Below are 21,104 nucleotides of genomic sequence, written 5' to 3' on the forward strand. Positions count from 1 at the left end.
AGCGCGAGCGGGGGCGCCCGGAGGGCGAGGGCTGGGAGCCGGTCCCGGTGCCGCTGCCGACGTATGTGACGGCCCCGGTCGCGCCGCGGGCCACCGGCGGTGTGGACCTGGACGCCCCGGACGCGTGGAGCTCGGCCCGGTCGGGCACCGCCGGCCCCGCGGCCGAAGCGACCGGCACGGACCGGCCGGCCGGGACGCAGCAGCCGGAGCGGCCCGGGAAGCGGACCGCCCAGGACCCGGCGCCGCGCACCGGCCGCACCGAGCGCGCCCGCCGCGGCCGGGACCGCGACCGCACGCCGCTCTTCGACCAGTACGAGGGCGACGACCGGCCGCGCGCCGCCAACGAGTGACCGACGCCGCCCCGCACGAATGACGGACGCCGTCCCCCACGGGTGACGTGACGGACACTACTGCCGGGCGGCTGACCAGGAGATCAACGGATTTCCGAGCACCGGCCTGGGGATGCTAGAGTCTCTCTCGTTGCAAGGGCCTGTGGCGCAGTCCGGTAGCGCACCTCGTTCGCATCGAGGGGGCCAGGGGTTCAAATCCCCTCAGGTCCACCAGCAGCACTCTTCCCGCAGCGATTGGGGAAGGGTTGACGAGATCCCGTCCGATCGCTGAGATCGGGCGGGATCTCGTCGTTCCAGCCCCATTGGTTGAGACTCCGGAGGTGCCCCGGTGCCGCCTGCTTCGAAGCCCGGTCGCCTCCAGCGTCCGGAGAACTGGTTCCAGCCGCGCCGCTCCGGCTTCCCGTGGGAGCAGGAGGGGCTGGAGCATGTGCAGCGACTGCTGCCGCGGGCGGAGCCGTACCGGGCGTGGGCGACGTTCCAGTTCACCGGCGTCACAGGCCGGGTTAACGAGTGCGATCTGCTGATCGCCGTGCCCGGTGGCCTGTATCTGCTGGAGTTGAAGGGCCATCCGGGGCGCGTGGTGAATCACGGGGACACCTGGCAGTTCCACGGCGCCGACCGGGTACGGACGCTGAAGAATCCGCTGCATCTCACGGACCTCAAGTCCAAGGAGCTCAAGGGGCAGCTGCAGCGGGCCGCGCGCTCGGCGGGCGTGGACCCGCGGCGGGTGCCGTACATCAAACCGGCGGTCTTCCTGCACGACGCGGACCTGGTGAGCGAGCTCGACGAGTTCCAGCGGACCGCTGTCTACGGGCGCAACGACGGCGCAAGCGGGCTGCCGAGGATCTGGGACGATCTGCTCGGTCTGCCTCCTGAGCGGGAGAGCCGGCGGATCACTCCGCAGACCGGCCAGCTGCTCGAACAGTTGATGAAGCGCATCGGCGTCAGCCATTCCATGGCGCATCTGCGCTTCGGTGACGGCTGGAGTCTGGAGCCACGCGCGCTCGACGCCGGCCCCGGCTGGGAGGACCGTCTCGCGAAGCGCGACGACGGCCTGGTCCCGGAGAGCGGCCGGGTGCGGATCTATCTGGCCGGCCAGGCACCGTCCGCGGAGCAGCGCCGGCAGGTGGACCGCGCGGCCCGCCGCGAGTACCAGGTGCTGCAGGGCATCAATCACCGCGGCATCGTGCAGGCCGTGCAGATCCGCGAGCACCAGGGCGGCCCGGCGATCCTGTTCCGGCACCGCGCGTCGGATCTGCGCCTCGACGCCTACCTCGACGCGTACGGCGGCCGGCTCACTCCGGCGGTCCGTCTCGACCTGGTGCGGCAGCTGGCCGAGGCCGTGCGCTATGCCCACAATCGGTCGTTGTACCACCGCGCCCTGTCCGCGCGTTCGGTGTATGTGTCCGCGCGCGAGGACGGCAGTGATCCGGTGCTGAGGATCGCGAACTGGCAGACGGCCGCCCGGGACTTCGACACCAGCCTGCATCTCTCGCTCGGCGACACCCCCCTGGACGTGGGCCTGATCGCGGACGCGGCCGAGGTGTATCTCGCCCCCGAGACCGGCCAGGACGCCGACCCGGTGGACCTCGATGTCTTCGGTGTCGGCAGCCTCGCCTATCTGCTGCTCACCGGCCGCCCGCCGGCCGACCGGCGCAGCACGCTGGTGGACCGTCTGGCGTCCGAGGGCGGACTGCACCCGTTCGCGGTCGCCGACGGCATCTCCGCTGCCCTGGACGACCTGGTCTTCCAGGCCACTGCGTCCGACGTGCAGAACCGGATCTCCTCGGCGGAGGAGTTCCTGCGGCTGCTGGACGCCGCGGAGGCCGACGCCGTGGCGTCGGACCGGGCGGGGACCGCCGTCGCGGACCCGCTGACGGTGCAGCCCGGCCGGCCGCTGGACGACACCTGGACGGTGGTCCGGGTCCTGGGCACGGGCGCGACCGCTCGGGCACTGCTGGTGCGCCCCACCGCGGACGAGGGGGTCGACGAGCCGGAGTCCCCGCGCGTCCTCAAAGTCGCCTTGGACCGGGAGAAGGACGCCCGGCTGTATGCGGAGGCCCGCGCCCTCCAGGAGGTCGGCGGCGGCCGCATCGTGAAGCTCCTCGCGGAGCCCCGCGAGGTCGCCGGCCGCGTGGTGCTGGAGATCGAGTACGCGGGCGGCTTCCGCTCGCCCGGCGACCGGGAGGCGGTCAGTCTCGGGTCCCGGCTGCGGGGCGAGGGCTCGCTGGGCTACGACCAGTTGGAACGCTTCGGCAACGACCTGTTCGACGCCCTCGACAGCCTGGCCGCGCGAGGAGTGCGGCACCGGGACATCAAGCCGGACAACCTGGGCTTGTTCAAGCGCAGTGACGGGTCGTGGCAGCTGATGCTGTTCGACTTCTCCCTGACAGATGCTCCCGACCAGGACATCAAGGCGGGCACCCGCGGCTATCTCGACCCGTTCCTGGGCGGCAGCCGCCGCGCTCGCTACGACGACCACGCCGAGTGGTACGCGGCCGCCGTGACGCTGCACGAGATGGCTTCCGGCGAGCGCCCCGTGTGGGGCGACGGCCGGGTCGACCCGCTGACGGTCCCGGACGCGCAGCTCTACGTGGCCCGGGAGCTCTTCGACCCCGCGCTCAGCGAGGGCCTCACCCTCTTCTTCGAGCGTGCCCTGCACCGCGATGTGGAGGAGCGGTTCGACAGCCTGCGCGAGATGCAGGAGGCATGGCGGCGGCTGTTCCGTACGGCGGACTCCGCGCGCCCGGCCACCACCCCCGCCACGGTGGGCATGGCCGCTGCGGACATCGAGGACGCCCGTGAGCAGGCCGCCGCCGCCGCGGACCTCAAGACCCCCTTGGAAGCGGCGGGCCTGTCGCCGCGCGCCGTGTCCGTCGCGGCTTCCCTGGGCGCCGCCACCGTGGGCGCGCTGCTCGACATCCCGCCGCACACGATCTCCCGGGCCCGTGGCGCGGGCAACATGATCCGCAAGGAGCTCAACCGGCGCCACCGCCAGTGGACCCACGATCTGCGCAGGAAGCCCGCGCCTGAGCGGCCCGCGGCCCTGCCTGCCGACGCGCCGGAGGAGGCGCTGGAATCGGTGGACACCCTCGCTGCCCGGCTCACCCCGGCGGAGGGCGGCCGCCGCGCCAAGCCGCGCCCGGACGTCGTACGGGCCATGCTGCAGTTGCCGGAAGCCGAGCGGCTGGAGCCCTGGCCGGCCCAGCCCGCGATCGCCCGGGCGCTGGGCATCAGCCAGCCCACTGTCTCCCAGCACCAGCTGGCCGCGGTCGAGCAGTGGGCCGGGCTGCCGTGGCTGCGCCGGGTCCGCGACGAGCTGGTGACGAGCCTGTCGGAGCAGGGCAGGGTGATGACCGCCGAGGAGCTGGCCGCGGACCTGCGGGCGCGGCACGGCAGCGGCGCCGACAGCCCGGGGACCCCGGCCGACACTGTCGCGAAGGCCCTCGCCGTGGTCCGGGCGGCAGCCGAGACGGAGGCCCGCAAGCGCGGTGACGACGCGGAGGCCGGTGCGGAGGGCACGGCCCGGCTGGCCGTCCTGCGGCGCGGCGGGCAGGTGGTGCTGGCCCTGGAGGATCAGCCGGGCGCCGACGACCCGACCCCCGCCGAGCTCGCGGACTACGCGGCCGGGCTCGGCGAGGCCGCCGTCGACCTGGCTGGACGGGACCCGCTGCCCGGCCGCGCGACCGTGCTGCGGGAGCTGCGTGCCGTCCCGGCCCCGGAGGGCATGGCCCCGGTTGCGGATACCCGCCTGGTGGACCTGGCCGCGGCCATGGCGAGCGGCGTTGCCGTCTCCCCTCGGCTGGAGCTGTTCCCGCTGGCGCTGGAGCTGTCCCGCGCCCTGCGCATCTCCCAGGCCGCGGCCGGAGTACGAGCCGACGCCGGTGTCTCCACCGCGGACCTGCTGGCGCGGGTCCGCGCCCGCTTCCCCGGGCTGGCGGTCCTGGCCGACACGACGTACGTCGAGCTGGAGGAGGCGCTCGCGGAGGCAGACTTCCCGCTCCGCTACGACCAGCAGCGCAAGCGCTTCTTCCCCCGCCCGCCGGAGACCCGCGGGAGCCGGACGCTGATGTCGGTGTCCGAACTGGCCAGCACGGGAGCGCTGATCGAGGCCGCGCAGAGCGACCTGGCGCAGGGCCGCGACCCGCGCCAGGTCCTCGAGGCCCGCCTGGAGACGGCCCGCCGCCGGGGCGGGTTCCTCGCGCTGACGCTCAAGGGCACCGAACTGCCGGGTGTGGCCGCGAGCCTGGCGGAGCGCTGCGGTGTGCTGTCCGTGTCGCTCGATGAGTTCTTCCTGGCGGCACTGCGGGAACTCGCCGCGGAGCAGGGGGTGTCGTTCCGGGCGCTGCTGAAGGCGGACGCCAAGTTCGCGGCCACCGGTGTGGCCGGGGCGGGCCTCGCCTCCTACGCCCGGCTGGCCGCCGAGCGGGTCGCAGCCCGCGTCGCGGCCCGCGCCGAGGAGACAGGCCCGCGGACCGTCGTCTTCGCCCATCAGACCGCGCTGCCGGCCCGGTACTGGGACCTCGGTGGCCGGGATCTCCTGGTGACCCTCCAGGAGGCCGCCCGGCGACCCGCCGACTCCCCGCACGGCCTGTGGCTCCTGGTGCCGATGGAGGACCCGCAGGCCTCACCCGCGCTGGACGGCCGCCGGACGGTCGACGTCGTGGACCGGGTGAGCGAGTGGGCGGTGCTGGACGGGCTGGTACTGAAGGAGCTGCGGGCGGCGGCGTAGCAAGTGGGGCCTGCCGGGGTGCACTTGTTGTGAGTATGCCGCTCTTGGCGCGGATGGTTCAGCTTATGATCCACTGTGTGTCGGACTTACCACATGAGCACCATTACGCCTGTGCCGCGGAACGGCACTTCACGGACGCCGACTTCCTCCGCGAGGACGGGCGTCTGCCCAGCGCGGACTACCACTTCGGGTTCGCGGTGGAGTGCGCGCTGAAGAGCCTGATGCTGCGCTTTCTGGGGGCGACGATGGGCCCGAAGCCGCCGAAGGGCCGACTGCCGAAAGCGCCGTGGATTCTGGACGCGGGCACCGGCAAGCCTCGTGAGTTCGGCCATCTGCCGTGGCTGGAGACCGATCTGCAGCTGCTGGCGAGCGGCCGGTCGGGCGCCCGGCTGACCGCCGTCCTCGACGGGCTGTCCGCCTTCGACTCCTGGTCCGTGCACGAGCGGTACCGGGACGGCAGCGCCACCGAGGCCGCGGCGGTGCACAGCCGCCGCACGGTCGCCCAGGAGATCATCGAGGCGCACCAGAGCGCTCTGCTCGACGGAAGGCTGTAGTGACACCGATCCCCGCCCGAGTCCGCTTCGACGAGGCCGCACCGCTCGCTCTGGACATCGCCCGCGACATCGCCGCGGAGGGCTTCGACGTCCTGCTGGTCCGGGACGTCCTGGGGCGTTTCTCCGTGGTCGTCGACGACCGGGAGGCGAGCGTCGACGAGGGGCGGCGGGAACGCTGGACCGCGGCCCTCGCAGGGCTCGGCGCATACGCCACCAGCCGGCCGCTGGCCTTCGGCTCCCGGCTGTTCTCGACGGCGGAACTGCTGCGCTCGGCCCGCGTTGTGTCGGAGGCCTCGGAATCCGCCGGGAGCCGCACCGGCTCGGTGCGGCTCCGCAACAACACCGTGGTCGGCGAGGACTGGGCGAAGGTCTCCACCCCGGGCCCCGAGCCCGACGGCACCCGCACCCACCGGACCGCGCTCTACGGCTTCAAGGGCGGCGTGGGCCGCACGACGGCGACGGCGGTCCTCGCCCGGCACCTGGCCGACCAGGACAAGATCGTCCTGGTGGTCGACCTCGATCTGGAGTCTCCGGGCATCGGCCCGCTCCTCGCGGGCGGGGGACTGCCCGCGTCCGGCATCGTGGACCACCTGGTGGAGTCCGCCGTCGGCAACGCGGACAATCTGGAGCTGGTGACCCGCACCTCCTACACCCCGCGCAGCGGCTTCGGCGAGCTGTGGGTGGCGCCCGCGCGCGGCCAGGGCGTGGACGGCGTCCCGTACGCGTACGCCGAGAAGCTCAACCGCGTCTACGCCGACACCCCCGGCGCGAGCTTCGCCGACCGGCTGGCGGACGCGGTCCGGGCCTGTGAGGAGGCGGTGAAGCGGGAGGGCGACAGCGACCGCCGCCCCGACGTGGTGCTGCTGGACAGCCGGGCGGGCATTCACGACGTCGCCGCGGTGGCCATCTCCCGGCTGTGCGACCTGGCGCTGCTCTTCGGCGCGGACAACGCCCAGACGTGGACGGGTTACGGCGACCTCTTCGCTGCCTGGCAGTCCTCGGGCCAGGCCCGGGAGATCCGCGACAAGCTGCGCATGGTGGCCTCGATGGTGCCGGACTCCGTGCACCACACCATGGACGACTACCTGGATGCCTTCCGGTCCCGCTCGTACGACTGTTTCCGCGCCACGCTGTACGACGAGGTGGTGGCCGACGAGGCCGGGGCCGACCCGGATCCCGTATCGGGCCGCGTATCGGCTTCCGGCACGGACACGCCGTTCTCCCCGGCCGAGGAGGACGACGCGGCGCCGCACCACCCCATCCCCATCCTGTTCGATCCCGGGCTCGTCGGCATGGACGCGCTGAACTCCCCGCGCTGGCAGGACCGCGCCTTCGTGCAGGCCGCGTACCGTGACTTCCTGGCCACCGCCACCCCGCTGATCCTGTCCGCCCCGGACGGCGGCGGCAGCGACAGCGGGAGCGAGGAGGGAACGGCATGACGCAGCCGCTCACCGCGAGCGAGTACCGCGATCTGCTGTCGGACGCGCTGGCGGATGCCACGGAGGCCGACACTCGGCGGCCGACCGCGCACACCCTGTTCATGCCGGACGCGCACCGCACGGCCCTCTATGTGGACAACACGGTGGTGCAGGGCGGCCGGGGCGTCGGCAAGACCTTCTGGTACCGCTCGCTGCTGGACCCCGGACTCCGCGGCTTCGCCGCCGACGAGTACCGCATCGCCCGGCTCCGCCGCCTCCGCGTCGCCCCGGGGCACGGCATGGACCTGGCCTCAGACCACTATCCGGGACCGCCGGACCTGCGTGCCCTGGTGCGGGCGGGCACCCCGGCCGACGAGATCTGGTACGCGGTCCTGCTGGCGGCCCTGGGCCTGCCGGAGATCCAGCGGCTGCCGGAGTGGAGCGACAAGGTCGCCTGGGTCCGTGACAACCCGGGCCCGGCGCAGCGGGCCGTGGAGCAGAAGGACCGGCAGGCCTACGAGGACAACGTCGTCCATCTGGTCCTCTTCGATGCCCTGGAGCATCTGCACGCGGACCGCGAGAAGGCGGACGAGCTCGTCGCCGGGATCCTTCAGCTCGCGCTCCGGATGCGGTTCGGCACCCGCAACATCCGCTTCAAGGTGTTCATCCGCCCCGACATGTTCGACGCCGCGAAGCTGTACTTCCCCGATGCCCACAAACTGTCCGGCAACGCGGCCCGGCTCGAATGGTCGCAGACCGCCCTGTACGGACTCCTCTTCCACTACCTCGGCAACGAGGAGAGCCGACAGGCGGAGCGCTTCCGCCGGCTCACGGGCGGCTGGGATTCCGACGAGCACGGCACCCGCCATGTGCCGCCGCTGGCGCTCCGCAACGACGAGAAGTTCCAGACCGAGCTGTTCGAGCAGATCGCCGACCCGTTCATGGGCGGCAATTTCCGCAAGGGCCGCCCCTACACCTGGCTGCCCAACCACCTGATGGACGGCCGTGGCCAGGCCAGCCCCCGCAGCTTCCTCCACGCCCTGTCGACGGCGGCGGACGCGACCCGGTCGGCCCACCCGGCTCATGACCGTGCCCTGCACCACGACGCCATCCGCGAAGGAGTGCAGGCCGCCTCCAGAATCCGGGTGGAGCAGGTCTGCGAGGACACACCCTGGGTCGAGCTGGCGATAAAGCCGCTCAGCGGCTGCCAGGTGCCGATCGAGGAGCCGGTGGTCCTCAAGGCGTGGAAAGACGAGAATCTGCCCGCCGCGCTGGGCGAGCAGGCCGCGCGATACGCCCAGGCCGACCGGCCCGAACACGTCCACACCGGACCCCGTACCCCCGGTGACCTGTCCCGGCTCGTCGAGGAGCTGATCACTCTCGGGGTAATGCGGCGCCGCAACGACGACCGGCTGGACCTGCCGGACGTCTACCGCATCGCCTTCGGCCTGGGCCGCCGGGGCGGCGTACCGCGCACGGGACGGTAGCGGACTGCGGGCTGCGGCTCCCGGCCGCCCGGCCCGTGCTGGCAGGATGGTCCGATACGCCGTGCTCTGCACGGCAGGCTTGTCGGGGATGGAGAGGTTCCGCCGGTGTCGTCTGAGGAAGCCGTTGCGACGGTCGTCGCGTCGCTCGACCGCGACCTGCTGCTCAAGGAACTGCAGAAGCAGGTCGAGGAGCTGCGGAGGGACCTCCTGCGCCGCGCGGAGACGGAGGAGGGGTACGACGCCTCGCTGCGCGCCGAGTACGACCTTGCTCTGGAGTCCCAGCGGACTGCCGCCATGTACGAGACGTGGCTCGGCGAGCGCGTTGTCCAGATCGCCTCGGCGTGGGTGCTGGCCTGCGTCTTCGTACGGTTCAGCGAGGACAACGGCCTGCTGCCGGAAGCCTGGCTGTCGGGGCCGGGGGAGCGGCTGGCGGAGGCGCAGGACCGGCACGAGGCATTCTTCCGTGAGAACCCCGCGAAGAACGACCGCGACTGGCTGACCGAGTCCTTCAAAGCCCTCGCCGACGCCCACCCGACCGCCGCCGGCCTCTTCGACCAAGGCCACAACCCGCTGTGGGAGGCCGAGCCTTCGTACGAAGCGGCCAGCGCGCTGCTGGCGTTCTGGCGCGAACGCGGCCCGGACGGCGAACTCCGGCACGACTTCACCGACCCCGAGCTGGACACCCGTTTCCTCGGCGACCTCTACCAGGATCTCTCCGAGTACGCCCGCAAGACGTACGCCCTGCTCCAGACGCCCGTGTTCGTCGAGGAATTCATCCTCGACCTGACGCTGGAACCGGCGGTCGAGGAATTCGGACTCGACCCGGTGTGGAAGCACAAGCCGGACGGCTGGCGGGGCGAGACCGATCAGGACGGCGAGGTACGGGGCCTGCGCTGCATCGACCCGGCCTGCGGCTCGGGCCACTTCCTGCTGGGCATCTTCCAGCGGCTGCTGGCAAAGTGGCGCGAACTGGAGCCCGGCACGGACGACTGGGTCCTGATCCGCCGCGCACTGGAGTCGGTCCACGGCGCCGACAAGAACCCGTACGCCGCGTCCATCGCCCGCTTCCGGCTGCTCGTCGCGGCACTGAAGGAATGCGGCGTACGCGAACTGCGGGCCGCGCCCGCCATGCCGATCCGGGTGGCGGTGGGGGATTCGCTGCTGCATGGCAGGGAGGCGGGGCGCGAGAGCGACCCGACGCTGGACGATGCCGAGCGCGGTGACGTCTTCACTTACCGGACGGAGGATGTCCCGGAGTACGTGAAAAGCGTCGATCTATTGGGACGCGGCACGTACCACGTCGTCGTGGGAAATCCGCCGTACATCACGGTCAAAGACAAGCAGGAGAACCAAAACTACCGCGATGTGTACTTTGCTTGTGCGGGCAAGTACGCGTTGTCGGCGCCGTTCGCGCAGCGAATCTTCGAATTGGCCATCCGGGCGGGTGGCGACCGTCGTGATGGGGGATTCACCGGACAGATCACAGCGAATTCCTTCATGAAGCGGGAGTTTGGCAAGGTCCTCATCGAGTCGTTTTTCCACGGTGGCCCCTACAAGGATCCGAAGAGCAAGCGGAAGCGTCACTTCGGAGGCGTGGAGCTGTCGCATGTCATTGATACGTCGGGTGCGTACATCCCGGGACATGGAACGCCGACGGTGATTTTGGCCGGCCGAAATCAAGTGGCGCGGCAGGCGGATCCCATCAGGGCTGTGTTGGGTGTGCGGGGTGAGCCGAGTCAACCGGACGTTCCTGCGGAAGGTTTGGTGTGGACGGCCATCACGCGACAGGTCGGGGAATCAGGGAGTGATTCATCCTGGGTCAGTACTGAGGATGCTGAACGAGCCCGGTTTGCATCGTTTCCGTGGTCACTAAGTGGTGGTGGTGCGGGTTCGGTCATGGAAATCGTGGAAGCCCACGGCGAGCACACCCTCAAGGACGTCATCGAATCCACTGGATTTCACGACATCCTAGGGGAGGACGACGTGTTTGGTGCGGAGCGACTCCCGACGATATGGAAGCGGCATCAGGCGGAGCACAGGACACTTGTCACTGGTGATGTCCTCAGGGATTGGCTGGCAAATGCAGACTCCACTGTCCTGTGGCCGTACCGGGGCGAGTGCGTCGACCTGTCTCTACAGTCGACTTTCCTATTCTGGCCGTATCGAAGCACCTTGAGAACTGGCTTGACTTTTGGAAAGACGCGAGAAGATCGTGGTATGTCGTGGCACGAACATATTATGTTGTCGTGGGGGCGCACGAAAGCGAACGCGCTGATTTCTTTCGCTTTCGTTGCCACGCATAACCACTTCGTGCTTGATCGGGGCGGGAAGGTTTTCAACAGGTCCGCTCCTGTGATCAAGCTGCCTGAGGCGACCAGCGAGGAAAAGCATCTAGAGCTGCTAGGGGTGCTTAATTCTTCAGCCGCTTGCTTCTGGTTGAAGCAGGTGAGTCACGACAAGGGTAGTCAGGGAATCAATGAAGGGTTCAAATCCCAGGAGTGGGAGCGATTTTTCGAGTTCACCGGAACCAAGCTCGAAGAATTCCCCCTTCCGGCAACGCTCCCACTTGCTCTTGGACGAGAAATCGACGCCCTAGCCCAAGAGCTAGCCGAGTACGAGCCGTCCGCTCTGGCAGCCTCGGCCACGCCGACTCGGGAAGTCCTCGGCGAAGCCCGATCCGCCCAGGACAAGATTCGTGCACGCATGATCGTGTTCCAGGAAGAGCTGGACTGGACCGTTTATGGGGCGTACGGGCTGCTCACACCCAAGGAGGTCGCCCGGGTCACACTCGACGCGGACCCCTCCGAGCTGCCCGACGCCGACGTACCGCAGCTTGCTCTGGGCCAGAGGGCGTTCGAGATCGACCTCAAGCGGCGAGTGGATAAGGGCGAGGCCGAGACCGCTTGGTTCGAACGGCATCGATCCACCCCCATCTCCGAGATCCCGGAGGAGTGGCCCGAGGCGTACAAGAAGGTCGTGCAGGCCCGCCTCGACCTCATCGAGAGCAACCGGGACATCCGGCTGATCGAGCGTCCCGAGTACAAGCGGCGCTGGTCCATCGAGCCATGGGAGAAGCGCGAGGCCGCCGCTCTGCGGACCTGGCTGCTCGACGCGGCCGAGCGGGAAGACCTGTGGTTCGAGGAGCGGAACGAGTTCAATTCGCCCCGCACCCTCACCGTGAATCAGCTTGCCGACGCCCTCCGCCACGACGAGGACGTTCAGGCCGTAGCCGCTCTCTACGCCGCCGACCATCTCGGCAAGCCGGACGCCACCCTGGCCACCGTCCTCAAGGCCGTCATCGAGCCCGAGCACGTCCCTTACCTCAGCGCTCTCCGCTACAAGGAGAGCGGCCTGCGCAAGCGCGCCCAGTGGGAGCACGTCTGGGAGCAACAGCGCGAAGAGGACCGGACCGGTCAGCGGCTCGAGATCAAGGTCCCGCCGAAGTACACGGGTGCCGACTTCCTCAAGCACTCCTACTGGTCGCATCGCGGCAAGCTGGACGTGCCGAAGGAGCGTTTCATCTCCTACCCGGGCGCCGAGCCCGACGCCGACCCGTCCCTCCTTCTCGGCTGGGCGGGCTGGAACCACCGCGAACAGGCCGAAGCCCTCGCCAACCTCCTTCACGACCGAGTGGACAAGGAGGGCTGGGACCCGGATGATCCCCGTTTCGTGCCGCTGTTGGCCGGCCTGCAAGAGGTCATGCCCTGGGTACGTCAGTGGTACGACGAGTACGACGAGGACTGGGAGGGCAACCCGGCCGAGGAGTTCCAGACGGTCCTCAACACCGGCCGCACTGCCCGCCGCCTCTCGGAATCGGACCTACGCGACTGGCGCCCGGAGAAGAAGCGGGGCGGTCGCCGGAAGGCCGCCGAGTAGCGATGCAAAACTGGGAGAGTGTAGCGAGCGTGATCTTGCTCGCTACACTCTCCCAGTTTCCACGGTCAGCTCCGCGCAGCCATCTGCACGAACGCCGTCCATTGCGTGGACCCGACGTGCAGAACAGGCCCGTCACTCCGCTTTGAGTCGCGGATGTGCACGGCGGCCTCAGTGGCTGCCACCTCCACGCAATCCCCGCCGTTCCCCGCGCTGTAGCTGCTCTTGAACCAAGCCAGCTGCTCTGCGCTCGGCGCGGTTGCCCTTGTGCTCATTGCTCTCCCAACAGCTTCTCGATGAAGGCCAGGGATTCCCGGGGTGTCAGTGCTTGGGCCCGGAGGACTCCGTAGGTTGCTTCCAACGCGCTGACCTTCTTCGGTTCCGAGTGCAGTGCGCTCTCGTCCTGCACCTCCATGTAGGCCATCCTGCGCTGATCACCGAGATGGAGCAATGTGAAGGAACCGGCCAGTCCGGCGTGTTCCTCGCGTGTGGTCGGCATGACCTGAATCTCGACGTTCCGCTGGTGCCCGTAGAGGAGAAGTTGTTCCAACTGGCCGCGCATGATTGCTGCTCCGCCGAGCGGCCGTCTGAGTACCGTCTCCTCAATGACGAAGCTCAGGAGCGGTGCCGGGCGTCGAGAGAAGAGCTTCTGTCGCTCCATGCGCGCGGCCACGCGCTGCTCCACGGTGTCGGTGTCCAAGAGAGGGCGCCACATCTCGAAGACGGCACGTGCGTACTCCTCCGTCTGCAACAGGCCCTTCACTACGTGGCTGTCGTAGGCGTGCAGCTGTGAAGCCTCCGCCTCCAGGCTCGCGTACTGGCGGAAGAACCCCGGATACCTCGCCCGCCCCAGCTCCGCCTTCATCGCCGACAGCACGCCACCCGCCCCCACCACGCGGTCGACCGCGTCCACGAGCTCGGGCTTGGGGATGCGGCGGCCCTGCTCCACGGCGGCGATCTGGGCTTCGCCGTAGCCGACCCGGGCGCCCAGTTCCGCCTGGGTGAGGCCGGCGGCCTCGCGCAGCAGCTTCATCTGGCGTCCGAAGCAGCGCAGGAACCCGTTCCCCGGGTCCGCGCCGCCCGTGACCTCGTCAACGGCACTCGTCGCAGCGTCCACGATCTCGTCCCCTCAGCCCGCCCACCGTGCCAGCAGGCTAGAACCGCTGTGTGCGGAAAAGCGGCTGTCTGGCTGAACTTCGTTCGTGTGAGTGAGCCGCACACCCGGGGATATGGCGCACGGAAAGCGACCGATGCGTCACGCTGGGTGCGGTACTGTCTGACTCGTCAACCCGCCTCCGTCCGCGCCGCCTTGGCCAGACGCGAGGCGGCCCTCACCGTCGGCTGCAACCGACTGCGAGGGCCTACACCACCAAGTGGAACGAGACTCCACCGTGATGCTGCGTCATGCTATCGCGCCCACCCGTTTCTACTCCCAGATCTCGAACGAGATCATCCGGCACCCGAGGTTGACCTCGGACGCCGTACGGCTGCTGACCTGGCAGCTCTCGCTCCCCGCAGGCGCCCGCGAGCCCCTGTCGCGCACCGCCGAGCGCGCCGGTATCGGCAAGGTCGCCTTCCTCCGCGCCAAGTCCCAGCTCAAGGCCGAGGGTTACGTTCACGAGTGGCGCCGCCAGCGGGAGCGCGGGCTGTGGGCCACCGAACAGCTCGTCTCCAACGTCCCGCTCACCCCGGACGAAGCCGCCGCCGTTCGCGACACGTCTCCGCCCGGGGCGCCGGCGGTCCGCGATGCGGCTCCGCCGGTGGCTCCGGCCCGGGGCGCGGCTCAGGCCAAGGCGGCATCCCCGCAGGCCGCTCCGACAGGCGGCAACCCGGCCGCCGGTGCCCCGACCCACCCGCCCACCGGCCGTCATCCACAAACCAACACCGGAGAGAACACCCTCCACCCTCCGGGCAGCCAGGCAGCCGAACAGCCACCGGCCGGGCACCGGCCCGGTCCGGCCGACCGTCGTATCCAGCAATCCGACGGCAGCCCCTCCGCGGCCCGAGTCCCGGCCCAGGGCCCCAGCGCGGCCCAGACCTCGGCCGCCGCCCACGCCCGGCCCACCGCCCCGGCCCCGGACACCGTGTCCGCCTCGGGTGGCGCCCCGGCTCCGGCGATGGTCCCCACAGCGGAGCCACCGGCATCCCGCGCCACCGAGGCCCGAGCCCTGGTGGACGACCTGCCCCGGCTCGACCCCCGGCTACGGGTGCCCCGGGCCATGACCGCCGAACTGACCGGCCTCGTCGCCCGCTGGCTGGAGGCAGGCCACCGCGCGGCGGACGTACGTTACGAGATCCTGCGCGGCCTCCCCACCGGCAACGGCACCGTGCACCGCCCCGGCGGCCTCGTACGTCACCTGCTCCGCGACGTACCGCCCACACCGCCGACCGGAGACGGACCCGACCAGGCCCCCTGCCCGGACACGCCACCCCCGGCCGCCCACCCGGCCACTACGGGGCGGCGCCTGTCGGCACGCCTGTCCCGCATGCGGGAATGCGCAGGCGACCACGTCCAGGCCCGCCTGTTCCTTCCGGAAGCCGACGAGCACCTGTGCCGCGAGTGTGGCTCGGTCAGTGCTGCACCGGCCGTCGGATGGTCAGCGGTTGATCGCTTGGACCTCTTGAACAGTGACGTCGATGGTCGTGCCGAATGTGCCGTCCGGTAGATCACCGCCGGTGCCGCCGGAACCCTCCCAGCTCATCTCCCATGTCAGCGTCGCCTCGAGCGCGTGCGACCCGGATCCGGCGGTCGAGCGGAGGTACCTGATGCCACAGGGTGGGTTCTTCTCGGCCTTGGACTTGGTGTATGGCGCCCCGATGCTGCCGTCGCCGTTGGCAGGGCAATCGCCAGAGGCCGGGAAGGTCTCGGCATCCTTGGTGCCGGGATCGATATGAAGACCGACCGGCTTCGCTGTGGTCTCGGCCCACAACCCGGAACCCGGAAGCTCCGCCCGAACCGTCACTGGTTCAAACTTCGCCTCATCCAACCAGATCCATGTCGGCAGGTTCACCGTCTGGTCGCCGTCCGGGTTCATTTCTACCCTGGTCTCCGGAACCTTCACGGAGTTGTATGCGTACTCCGCCAAAATCTCGGGGGTCAGCGCATGGGGAACGTCGGGGACTTCACCCGCGTCGACCCAGAACATGGTCTCTTCGCAATCAAAGACGGCGGCCGGGTCATTGTTGTTCGGGTTGTTGACGGACCGCCACCACATCCCCTCACCCTGCTTTTCGATGTTGAAATTCCTGCCGTCCTGGTAGTTTTCTTTCATGAGGTCGTGACCCCAGGAGAGAGTGGCGGTCACCGGGATCACCTCGGAGCGTCGATCCATTCCCTCGACGGCATCCTGCAATTGCTTGGGAGTCAGAGCGGGCTCGTACCAGCACGGTGGCGGCGTCCAATTCGGGTCAACCGAAGTGACGCTGCCGCTCGAACCGCCGCTTCCTCCCCCGGACTGTTTGATCACGACTCTAGTTCCCGTGGCATGCGCGGCGACCTTGCCGTTATCGGACTCCCCGCCGACAGGTGCCTCTGCTTCGCTGTCGCCGTTACCGATGTTGGCGTACGCTGTACCGGGCGTCGCGCCCACGGCAAAAATGGCCGCCAATGATGAGACTGTCAGGTATGCAGACCATCGGCTCTTCTTCATCCCTTGCAGGCGCCCCGCTCATTCACCACGCGAACCGTCTGCCAAACACCTTCGCCATTTTTCTTCAACAGAGTGGTGTAGCGCACGTAAGGGCTTGACGAGGACTCGTCGTCGACTTTTCCGGTCTTGACGTTTTTCGAGAACCCCTTGCTCTCGTCGGCGCAGTAGACCAAAGTGGCTGATCCGTCGTCACGGAAACCGACCTGAGGGTCGAGATAACGGACCTCTCCAGTGATCGTCAAGCCATTCTTCTTGAAGCCGTCGATCCAACGCTTACCCGAGTCCAGGGCCCCTTCCGCGTTGTAGAACGAAACGTGGGGAGATTCAGGGTTCGCGGGATTCTGAAGGATGGCCTCATTGACCGCACGGACTCGCTCTCGTCCGTCTTGGAGGACTGCGTTCTCCTTCGGATCGGTGGACTCCCACCGCTCGAAGGTCATTTCGAAACCATTCGGGATCTTGATCTGCGGGCGTTTCGCGGACGATGGCGGGCTGGACTCAGCTGACGACTTGTCGTCTTGGTGAGCACCTTCGATCTTGCCGGAGTCCTTGGACGTCTCGTTACCGCCGCCACAAGCCGTGAGCAGTAGGGCTGCAGCGGCGGCCAGTGCAGTGGCGGGAAGCGATGGACGAGGGCGCACGAATAACAACTCCCTGTAGGAGGACAGACTTTCGGCGGATACAGACGGTACCGTCCCGCTACCCGTCCGTGCAGGCGGGGGTACACCTTGCCAGCCGGGGCTCGTACAGGACTGACAGGCACACCCGATCCGCCGGCAGCGGCGCCGTCGCGCCTGACCGGCGCGTGGACCCAACGCTGCCGGGTGAGTCAGGCGTCACCCTGAGCCTTCTAGGCGCCCTGATAATCGTATCGTTGTGTGTCAGCATGGTGACGCTCCGACGAGGAGCGCGTCAAAATCTGCCACCGGGGGCGATATGAGCGACTTGTCAATCGACTATGCGCTGCTTGATCGGGTGAGGGGCAACCTCGACCACATTGCCCATCTGATGAAGCAGCCTGGTCGGGACATGGAGCAGATCAGCGGTCAGGCCATGGGTGTGCCTGAGCTTGCCGACCGCATGGATGATTTCGGCGATGAATGGTCGTACGGAATCAAGAAACTGACTAAATTCTCTGATCAAGCTTCCAAGGCGCTGCTCAAGGTCAAAGAGTCCTTCGATGCTCTGGACATGGATCTCGCCAAGCAGATGGAAAGCAAAGAGAAGAAGGCCGGTAAATAGGCATGGCAGAAGCGATGTTGGAAGATTTTCCGGCCTTGGGGTTTGTGCCGTGTCCGGGAGATCAAACGGTTGCCGACGACGTGGCCAGGAAGGTACGCAAGACAGCGAAAGCGCTTGTTGAAATCTGCCACGTACTGCACGGCACAGGTCCCGGTGACTGGAAGGGGAAGGCGGCGGAAGCTTTCCGTGAAAAATTCGACGACGAATTCCGCCCTCGGATGGACGAAGCCCGCGACTCCTTCTCCGGCGCAGCCACCGCTTTGGAGGACTGGGCGGAATACATGGAGGGCAGGCAGAAAGTTGCTGTAGCCCTGGAGGCTGAAGCGGCTGCGGTCAGCCAGCGGCTGGAAAAGGCGTACGACAAGGCAGGAAAACTCAACGAAGCCAAAGACGACGCCAAAGACACCGAGAAGCACAAGGATAAGACGCAGGAAGCCAATCGGGCCGTCAACGCCCAGGAGATCGAGCTCGAGGACATCCGCCGTAGGGCCCGCAGTGTGGCGAAGAAGTACCAGGAGTACGGCCGCGGCATAGCAAGCAGGCTGAAATCGGCTATGGATATCGCTCCGAACGAGCCTGGCATCTGGGACAAGCTCGGAAACGCCATTGAGGATCTGGGTGATGCGCTGGCGGACTTGCCGGGGAAAGTGGCTGATGTCCTTGCCGAGATCGGAACCTGGATCAAAAACCATGCAGACTGGATCACAGTCGTAGCCTCCATCGTTGGCGTTATAGCAATCTTCTGTCCTGTGCTTGCCCCTCTGGCCATTGGTCTGAGCGCCGTAGCATTTCTCGCGCACGCATCCGCCTACGGGTTGAGCGGACTCTTCCCGCCGACCGGTGGGAACATCGGCAACTGGCTTACGCTCGGCGGCGACGCACTCGGCATGGTGCCGGGCGTTGGAGCGGTGGCTCAGGGAGTGAAGGCCGGCGTCAAGGCGGCTCGGACGACTCAGGGCGTCGCGGCAGGCACCAAAGTCGGGATCAAGACTGCGGGGGCGACCGCGAAGGGTGTAATGAAGCAGGCAGACCCGGTTGCCAAAATCATCGACAAGCCCGTCATGGCTGCCGCCAGCAGACTGGGAGTCTCGCGTGGTGCGGCCTTGACGGCTACGGAAGGCGTCCAAGCTGCAGCCATGGTGGCGTGGACGGCACCCACTGCGATCAACGCGATGGGCACCAGCCCGGGCAAGTACGATGCCGCCACTTGGGGTACGGGGACGGGGAACATTGTCACGGGTGCAGGCGGCGGAAAAGTCGGTGGAGTGGTCGCCATTGGCAGCGCCATCGGCCTGGGTATGTGGGAGCTCACAGACTGATGTCATCGACGGGCGGAGCGTCCACTACCGAGCCGACTACGACCGGATCCGCATCGAACAAACCGGCCACGACCGAAATACCTGATCTTTGGTTTGAGCTACCTCCTGGTTTCACCGAGTTCGATTTGGAAGAGGACTCAGAGGAGCGGATGCTGCGGATGGCCGATGCCGTTGACCTGCTTTTCTCCGGCGCCACACCGCAGCAAAAGTTCAGCTTCGTCGTGTCCGGTGAGTACGCGCTCCAGACCATGATCTCGGCAGGCGCTGAGCATGCGTCGGCCAGTCTGCTGCGTACGTCCGACGGCAAGCTGTCTCAGGCAACGCTGTGTGTGATCGTTGAAAGACCGGACATCGGTCCGGAGAGTCAGGACAGGATGAACACGGCCAAGCGCACGGCAGTCCAGTGGCGCGAGCAGCATCCGGATGCAGATGTCGGCTTGATCATGCTGCCGTACGGCCCGTCAGCTGTCTGCATCGGTGATCGGAGTCTGCAACTTCCCGGTGCACTCTTCGGGCTGGAGAAACCTGTCCACAGCACGGTCCGCCAGGCGCAATTCTGCGTTCCGCTGAAGACCGGCCCGGGGTCTGCTCTCTTCGTCTTCATGACCGAGGACATCGAGCACTGGGGCGAGTATCTGGGCGTCCTCAGCGCCATCATGCAGTCAGTATCGGCGGACGAACCGAACGAGGAGAGTCGTGCCGTGGTGGCCGGTACATCGGACACCGGAAACACCGGGAGTGAGCATGAGCGGTGACAGGGGGCACATAGTGCCTGGAAGTCGGACGCGGTATCGCGTCCCGCTGGCGGTCGGCATCGGGTGCTACGTGGCCGTCGTTGTGACGGTGATGTACCTCGTCGTGGACGAACTCGGCCCTGGAGTTCTCGTTCTCTTGTGGACCGGCCACGGGGTATTTCTCATAGTGCTTATCCGAAAGCTGAGGATCGCCGTGCTGTCCAGCGTGTACACCGCGTTGTTCATCGTGTGTGCATCCCTGATGTCCGTATATGTGGCCGACATGGCCCGGGAAGATCTGGTGCTGCAACAGCGGGGCGAGAAGGCCACGGTCACTGTCAGCAAGGAATGGTTGGACCCGGCTCAAGGGCGGAAGGCCCGTCACTCCCATTACGAGCTGGAACATCAGGACGGATCTCCAGTACCGGGACCGGAGATGGAAACGACGTCGGACCTCTACGACGTCGGTGAAGTGCTGACTGTCATGGAAGACCCGGACGGGGAGCTTCGGCCCCGGACACTGGGAGAGGTGGATGCCACAGGTGAGCTTCTCGGCTCAGGGGCGCTCGCGCTCGCCTCACTCGGTGCTGTCGGCTGGATGACATGGCGGGGATCGGACATGGCGAAGCGGAGAGACAAGAGGAAACCGTCAGCCGGGGTGCGCGTGTACAAGACCGTCACCCGTGATCACACCACCAAGGAAGAACAGGAAAGGAAGCTTCGCGAAGCCTTGGAGGCGGGCCCCGCTGACCGGCGCGGATACATAAAGGTGCATCCCGAGGACTATCCGGACGTGTCCCAGCATCGGGCGGCCAGAATTGCCTGGGAGATGGGACTCCGTGCGGAGGCCATGGGTAACAAGGGATCGTGGCGTTTCGGGGAAACGGTGATCGAGGAAGTCCCGCACGACTGACCCGGCCCGATGGACCCGTACAACCCTGGCAGCCGCTGTGCCCGCCCCCACAAAACGCTGTCGTGGGGGCGTTTGCGCTGGTGAGGGCGGCTTTGTTCGCGGGATCTTCTTCGCATGACAGCGACAGAACGGCCGCCGGCCGTGATCCATCCCCCGGCCGTCACCGAACTCGGTCCCGCACAGGCAACAGAAGTGGCTCCGGCGGAGCATGCCGTCCGGGACCGGCCGGGACCGACAACCCCCGGGCCGGCCCCGGGCCTTCCAGCCGCCACCCCGGCCCCGTGTCCCTTGTCCCGGCAGCCGGCGGACACCTCCGAGCTGAGGTTCAGCGCCACCCCGCGCGGTGCGCGGCTCGCCCGGCGGCTGGCCTCTCTCCGCGTCCACGAGTGGGGCCATCCGTACGGCTCGGCGGTGAACGACGCGGTGGCTCTGATCGTGGCCGAGCTGAGCGCCAACGCGGTCACCCACGGGTCGGCGCCCGCCCGGGATGCGCTGTTGCGGCTCACCCGGTCGCCGGGACGGCTGCTCGTGGAGGTCGCCGACACCGGAGACGGGCAGCCACCGACCGGCCTCGCCGCACCGCCGTCCCCGGAGGCGGAGACCGGACGCGGCCTGGCGTTGGTCGCCGCGCTCGCCGAGGAATGGGGCGTCACCCCGCGCGACGGAGCCCCGGGCAAGACGGTGTGGGCTGTCATCGGCACCGTGCTCCCGTAGTCCCGGCCGACCCCGGCACTGTCCGTATCGCCGGTGCCGCCGCACGGTGCCCGGTGTAACGGCCCGGAGCCCGGGAACCGGGCCGCCGGGTTCGGCGCCAGGCCTCGTCACGCCCGGG

15 protein-coding genes, 1 tRNA gene and 1 pseudogene are annotated in these 21,104 nt (G+C 68.3%); 13 read left to right on the plus strand and 4 right to left on the minus strand.

Translation table 11 applies throughout. From position 1 onward, the window contains the following. The 7 genes and pseudogenes from GCU69_RS32885 to pglX all read left to right on the plus strand — a co-directional run. Positions 1–350, plus strand: a pseudogene (locus GCU69_RS32885) (hypothetical protein); the annotation flags it as partial. Between the two features lie 136 nt (positions 351–486). Next, positions 487–563: transfer RNA gene (locus tag GCU69_RS30000), tRNA-Ala, on the plus strand. Between the two features lie 115 nt (positions 564–678). Further along, positions 679–5,082: a BREX system serine/threonine kinase PglW gene (gene pglW / locus GCU69_RS30005; protein ID WP_156207769.1), complete on the plus strand. Its 4,404-nt coding sequence runs from the start codon at positions 679–681 to the stop codon at positions 5,080–5,082. 77 nt (positions 5,083–5,159) lie between these two features. Further along, positions 5,160–5,636 (plus strand): hypothetical protein, encoded by a 477-nt coding sequence (locus GCU69_RS30010; RefSeq protein WP_143671152.1) that lies wholly within the window; start codon positions 5,160–5,162, stop codon positions 5,634–5,636. Beyond that, positions 5,636–7,075: a KGGVGR-motif variant AAA ATPase gene (locus GCU69_RS30015; protein WP_156207770.1), complete on the plus strand. Its 1,440-nt coding sequence runs from the start codon at positions 5,636–5,638 to the stop codon at positions 7,073–7,075. The genes GCU69_RS30010 and GCU69_RS30015 overlap by 1 nt, the downstream gene beginning before the upstream one ends. After that, positions 7,072–8,541 (plus strand): hypothetical protein, encoded by a 1,470-nt coding sequence (locus GCU69_RS30020; protein WP_156207771.1) that lies wholly within the window; start codon positions 7,072–7,074, stop codon positions 8,539–8,541. Before GCU69_RS30015 ends, GCU69_RS30020 begins: the two co-directional genes overlap by 4 nt. 105 nt (positions 8,542–8,646) lie before the next feature. After that, the gene (gene pglX, locus GCU69_RS30025) at positions 8,647–12,417 is read left to right on the plus strand and encodes a BREX-2 system adenine-specific DNA-methyltransferase PglX (RefSeq protein ID WP_156207772.1); all 3,771 of its coding nucleotides are present in this window, start codon (positions 8,647–8,649) and stop codon (positions 12,415–12,417) included. A 65-nt stretch (positions 12,418–12,482) separates the two neighbouring features. Here the strand turns inward: pglX and GCU69_RS30030 are convergent, their stop codons facing one another. Together GCU69_RS30030 and GCU69_RS30035 are read right to left on the minus strand one after the other, a co-directional pair. Then, a complete protein-coding gene (locus tag GCU69_RS30030) occupies positions 12,483–12,689 on the minus strand; it encodes a DUF397 domain-containing protein (RefSeq protein WP_156207773.1) in 207 nt (68 codons plus the stop codon). Then, positions 12,686–13,447 carry a helix-turn-helix domain-containing protein gene (locus GCU69_RS30035; protein ID WP_156207804.1) on the minus strand — a complete coding sequence of 254 codons (762 nt, stop codon included), beginning with the start codon at positions 13,445–13,447 and terminating at the stop codon, positions 12,686–12,688. Before GCU69_RS30035 ends, GCU69_RS30030 begins: the two co-directional genes overlap by 4 nt. A 361-nt stretch (positions 13,448–13,808) precedes the next feature. Here GCU69_RS30035 and GCU69_RS30040 point away from each other — a divergent pair, with 361 nt between their 5' ends. Continuing rightward, positions 13,809–15,080 (plus strand): hypothetical protein, encoded by a 1,272-nt coding sequence (locus GCU69_RS30040; protein ID WP_156207774.1) that lies wholly within the window; start codon positions 13,809–13,811, stop codon positions 15,078–15,080. Here GCU69_RS30040 and GCU69_RS30045 read toward each other — a convergent pair. Together GCU69_RS30045 and GCU69_RS30050 are read right to left on the minus strand one after the other, a co-directional pair. Then, positions 15,012–16,064, minus strand: coding sequence for a hypothetical protein (locus GCU69_RS30045; protein ID WP_098752350.1), 1,053 nt, complete (start codon positions 16,062–16,064; stop codon positions 15,012–15,014). The genes GCU69_RS30040 and GCU69_RS30045 overlap by 69 nt on opposite strands. Next, positions 16,061–16,705: a hypothetical protein gene (locus GCU69_RS30050; protein WP_143671151.1), complete on the minus strand. Its 645-nt coding sequence runs from the start codon at positions 16,703–16,705 to the stop codon at positions 16,061–16,063. Before GCU69_RS30050 ends, GCU69_RS30045 begins: the two co-directional genes overlap by 4 nt. A 295-nt stretch (positions 16,706–17,000) precedes the next feature. On the opposite strand from GCU69_RS30050, the gene GCU69_RS30055 reads away from it, so the two are divergent. The 5 genes from GCU69_RS30055 to GCU69_RS30075 all read left to right on the plus strand — a co-directional run bounded on the left by GCU69_RS30055 (position 17,001) and on the right by GCU69_RS30075 (position 20,986). After that, entirely contained in the window at positions 17,001–17,306 is a 306-nt protein-coding gene (locus GCU69_RS30055; RefSeq protein WP_156207775.1) for a hypothetical protein, read from the plus strand. Positions 17,307–17,308: 2 nt separating this feature from the next. After that, positions 17,309–18,625 carry a WXG100 family type VII secretion target gene (locus GCU69_RS30060; RefSeq protein WP_143671150.1) on the plus strand — a complete coding sequence of 439 codons (1,317 nt, stop codon included), beginning with the start codon at positions 17,309–17,311 and terminating at the stop codon, positions 18,623–18,625. Then, positions 18,625–19,380, plus strand: a complete 756-nt coding sequence (locus GCU69_RS30065; RefSeq protein ID WP_143671149.1) for a hypothetical protein — start codon at positions 18,625–18,627, stop codon at positions 19,378–19,380. Before GCU69_RS30060 ends, GCU69_RS30065 begins: the two co-directional genes overlap by 1 nt. After that, positions 19,370–20,272, plus strand: coding sequence for a hypothetical protein (locus GCU69_RS30070; protein WP_143671148.1), 903 nt, complete (start codon positions 19,370–19,372; stop codon positions 20,270–20,272). The genes GCU69_RS30065 and GCU69_RS30070 overlap by 11 nt, the downstream gene beginning before the upstream one ends. 288 nt (positions 20,273–20,560) lie before the next feature. Further along, positions 20,561–20,986, plus strand: coding sequence for an ATP-binding protein (locus GCU69_RS30075; protein ID WP_235978794.1), 426 nt, complete (start codon positions 20,561–20,563; stop codon positions 20,984–20,986). The last annotated feature ends 118 nt before the right edge of the window (positions 20,987–21,104 follow it).

This window comes from Streptomyces lycii (assembly GCF_009735685.1).
GTDB lineage: Bacteria > Actinomycetota > Actinomycetes > Streptomycetales > Streptomycetaceae > Streptomyces > Streptomyces lycii.